Annotated in this window: 5 protein-coding genes; all 5 read right to left on the minus strand. The window is 35.5% G+C overall.

What is annotated here, in order from left to right; all coding sequences use genetic code 11:
- Positions 1-996, minus strand: a 996-nt coding sequence (gene asnB / locus Q0256_RS10750) for an asparagine synthase (glutamine-hydrolyzing) (protein ID WP_297962910.1), incomplete at its 3' end; no start/stop codon positions are given.
- Positions 984-1,184: a hypothetical protein gene (locus Q0256_RS10755; protein ID WP_297962912.1), complete on the minus strand. Its 201-nt coding sequence runs from the start codon at positions 1,182-1,184 to the stop codon at positions 984-986. The genes Q0256_RS10755 and asnB, both read right to left, overlap by 13 nt.
- 20 nt (positions 1,185-1,204) lie before the next feature.
- Entirely contained in the window at positions 1,205-2,407 is a 1,203-nt protein-coding gene (gene wecC, locus Q0256_RS10760; protein ID WP_297962921.1) for a UDP-N-acetyl-D-mannosamine dehydrogenase, read from the minus strand.
- Entirely contained in the window at positions 2,401-3,537 is a 1,137-nt protein-coding gene (gene wecB / locus Q0256_RS10765) for a non-hydrolyzing UDP-N-acetylglucosamine 2-epimerase (RefSeq protein ID WP_297962915.1), read from the minus strand. Before wecB ends, wecC begins: the two co-directional genes overlap by 7 nt.
- A 65-nt stretch (positions 3,538-3,602) precedes the next feature.
- On the minus strand, positions 3,603-4,469 hold an 867-nt coding region (locus tag Q0256_RS10770), incomplete at its 5' end, for a hypothetical protein (protein ID WP_297962918.1).

Raw genomic sequence — 4,469 nt, forward strand, 5'->3', positions numbered from 1 at the left:
ATATTTATCTATCAAATTATTAAACATAGTATCTGTAATCTTTTTGCCTATAAAGCTAACATCATATTCATCAGCCAATCTTTTAGATATAACAGATTCGTCAAAACTACTGGTTTTTTCATACGCTATATTTATTGCTTTTATATTTTTATTTATATCCTTAGAATAATATAGATTTAGTGAGCTATCGAGTCCTCCACTTAATGCGACACAAACACCAACATCAGCCACATTCCTATATTTCATCGATGATTCTAATTTTTCTCTTGTTATATTTACGGCTGTTTCAAAAGAATCTTTATTGTCTATATTAATATAATCAGAGATATTAAAATATTGTTGTTTTTCAACACCTTGTTTTGATATTTTTAGATAATAGCCGGCCTCTAGCTTATATACATTTTTAAAAAATGTGCTTGGAGTCGGTGTTGTTAAAAAAGTGAGATAATGGTATATCGCTTCTTCATTAAATTCCTTGTTTATTATATTTGTTCTAAAAAAAACATGGGCTTCCGATGCAAAATAACATGTGCTGTCATTTAGTATATAATATAGGGGCTTTTTACCAAACCTATCTCTAACGAGATAAATCTCATTTTTCTTTTTATCATAAATACAAAAGGCAAAAAAACCATTGAATTTCTTTATGCAATCTATACCCCACTCTTTATAGGCATATATTATAGTTTCCGTATCTGAATGATCGGTCCTAAATGCATATTTATTCTTTAGTTCTTTTCTAATCTCTGTATGATTGTATATTTCGCCATTAAACACTAACACTATTTCTTGATCATCGCTAAGCATAGGCTGATTCGCTAAATTTGCAGTATCTATAATAGCAAGTCTTCTATGAGCAAGTACGACATTATTATCATTATATATTCCTTGATAATCGGGTCCCCTGTGAGCCAATAATAAAGCCATTTTTTCTATTATTTGCCTGTCGGCATCTATAACATTATTAAATGAAATTTTACCAACTATGCCACACATATATAATCCTTATATTTAATCATAAACTCTTCAATAAAGCTTTTGCCGCTATTTGATACGCCGCTTATCTCGGTGCCCGCCGATATGCAGCTATTTACTACTTTTATAAGAACGCATCCCTTTGAAACGCTCGGAGCCGGGATCTGCTCCGCTAAAACTTTGCCTTTTTTAACTATTGCTTGTATCATTAACCATACCTTGAAAAATATTAAATATTAGTATTTCGCACGCCGCAAAAATCCAAAACTTCTTTTTCTATTTTTAGCCCTTTAAATTCCTTATGCCCGACTAAAAATACGATAATGTCCGAAATTTCAATAGCCTTTTTATAATCCGCTATCTCAAAATCTTTGTGAGCCTTGATGTTGGGCTCTACGGCGATCACATCGACGCCGTCTGCGATCAGGCGCTTGGTTATATTTAGCGCAGGCGACTCCCGCAAATCGTCGATATCCGGCTTAAAAGCAGGCCCCATGCACGCGACTTTGGGCTTTCTGCCGTTTTGCAGCTCAAATTTCAAAGCGGCGTTTTTGATCTTTTCTATACACCATTCAGCTTTGTGATCATTGACCTCTCTTGCGGATTTGATCAGCCTCGCTTCGTAGCCGCCCGCATGGACGATAAACCACGGATCGACCGCTATGCAGTGCCCGCCTACGCCGCAGCCCGGGCTTAAAATATTAACTCGCGGATGGCGATTTGCTAGCGAGATAAGCTCCCAGACGTTAATGCCGAATTTATCGCACAAAATGCTAAGCTCGTTTGCAAAGGCTATGTTTACGTCGCGGAAAGAATTCTCTGTAAGCTTTGACATCTCTGCAGTCTTAGAATCCGTCTGCAAAACGCTACCACTAACGAATTCCCTATAAAATTCCGCTATCTTTTTAGTAGCAATTTTTGTGGTTCCACCCACGATTCTATCGTTTTGCGTAAGCTCTTTTAAAATTTTACCGGGCAAAACTCTCTCAGGGCAGTGAGCGATATAAATTTTAGAAATATCAACACCGCCATTTTTTAAAATTTCGCCTATCTTTTCGGTGGTACCTATCGGTGAAGTGGATTCTAAAACGACCATATTATCGTCTTTTACGTATGGTATTATAGATTTTGCCGCACTTATGACATAATCGATATTTGGCACGTATCCGTCTCGAAACGGCGTCGGAACAGCTATGATAAAAATGTCTGCGAAATCAGGCCTAACGTCTGCTTTTAAATTTCCACTCTGCACTGCTTTTTTAACAAATACGTCAAGTTCCGGCTCGACGATATGAATTTTACCATCATTAATCGTATCTACGACGCTCTGCACCACATCAACGCCGTGTATTTTATAGCCCCTATTTGCCAAAAGCGCCGCCGTAGGCAGCCCTATATACCCAAGACCTAAGATGCAAACTTTTTTCACAATATTCCTTTTAAAAATTCCAGTATTTTTTTACAAGCTTTACCGTCGCCATACGGACTTGTACTTTTACTCATTTTATCATATTCATCTTTTAAATTTAATAATTTTTGCACCTCTTTTATGATATTTTCGCGCTTGGTGCCAATAAGCTTAACGCATCCCGCCCTTATCCCTTCAGGTCTTTCGGTAGTTTCTCTGATAACTAAAACAGGCTTGCATAGGCTCGGCGCCTCCTCTTGAATACCGCCGCTATCTGTTACTATCATATATGACTTGCTCATAAGATAGACGAAACTATCATACTCTAGCGGATCAATTAAAAATATATTCGAAATGCCCGATAAAATTTCTCCCACAGGCTTTCTTACATTTGGATTTAGATGCACGGGGTAAACGATGTCGATATTTTCGTTTTTTAGCGCTATTTCACGTAAAGCCTCACAAATATTAACAAAGCCTTCTCCGAAATTCTCTCGTCTGTGCCCTGTAACGAGAATAAATTTTCTATCACTAAGCTTATATTTGGAATTTATAAAGGATAAAATTTTATTTTTTAGCAGCTCGTTGTTTTCGATTTTATCTATCGTCCACAAAAGCGCGTCTATAACGGTGTTGCCGCTAACGACTATATTTCTTGAATCTTTGCCTTCTTTTAATAGATTGTCTCTTGCATCGATGGTCGGCGCAAAGTGATATTTAGCTATGAGTCCCGTCATCTGCCTATTTATCTCTTCAGGAAACGGCGAATAGATATCATGCGTCCTAAGCCCCGCTTCGACATGTGCCACGTCGATTTTTTGATAATACGCCGCCAAAGAAACGGCATAAGTAGTAGTCGTATCTCCATGCACAAACACAATGTCCGGGGTATATTCGCTAAATACATCGCGCATACCAAGCAAAACGCCTGACGTAATATCGTACAGATCCTGCCCTTGCTTCATTAAATTTAGATCAAAATCGGGCTTGATCTCAAAAAATTCAAGCACCTGATCAAGCATCTGTCTGTGCTGCGCCGTGACGCAAACCTTCACTTCAAATTCCGCGTGTTTTTGAAATTCCTTTATCAACAGAGCCATCTTAATGGCTTCCGGGCGCGTTCCAAATACTATTAAAATTTTTCTTTTCGTCATAGAATCCTTCCAAATATCGATATCTTTTTAATCAAGATCGATTAACTACAAACTACATATTAAAATTATTCTTTTTTCCTTTTGTACACATCTATTAGTTTCCCGTGCTCTATCAATTCATACTTATCGCGAACATCATCAAAAAGATTTAGTAATATTTTTAATTGTATAATCCGCCGCATAACATCGTTTGGTAGCCATTGATTATTATAAACATCAAAAAAACGTCTCTCTTTTAGCTCTTTATAATATACATTAAAAATGTCAGTATCAACATATAAAATATCGGCTTTAGAATTTATGAGATCTAAAACTTCATTGTATTCATTATCTGTGACTATAAAGGATTTTAGTTCAAAATACTTTAACCCACTATATTTTTTACTAAAGAATTGCAACATATTGTCATATTTGGATATCATATATAACTCATTTGAATTTTTAGAGTACTTGTTTATAAGTCTTAAAGCATCATCAAAGCGCTCAAATGAATAGGTAGTAATAATACCACCTGCTCTTTCATGATCCCATTTATAATTTCTGTGTGTGGCAAAAGTATTTTCATATAGTGTCATTTGGGATATATATTCATAGCAGTATTTGGCATAAGCAAATATGAGTATAGGCGCTATTATAATATATAAAATATTTCTAATTCTTTTAACTATGAAACGGAATAATATCAGCATGGGTAGCGCAATGATAGCAAAATTTATATTATCAAAATTTCCTTTCCATACAAAAAAAACACATAAAAATTCAGTATAAAAAAGTAAAAATATATAACTTAAAAGATAATTCGAGCTCTTTAGCTCCACATAAAACCATATAAGCCCGAGCCAAAGTAAGGATATAGCAAATAATAATAGCATATAAATTGGCATATTTATAGGAAAAGAATAAAAGCCATCTAAAAAGTATTTTGTAGATGG

Origin of the sequence: uncultured Campylobacter sp. (assembly GCF_937949835.1) — a bacterium.
Classification (GTDB): Bacteria; Campylobacterota; Campylobacteria; order Campylobacterales; family Campylobacteraceae; genus Campylobacter_B.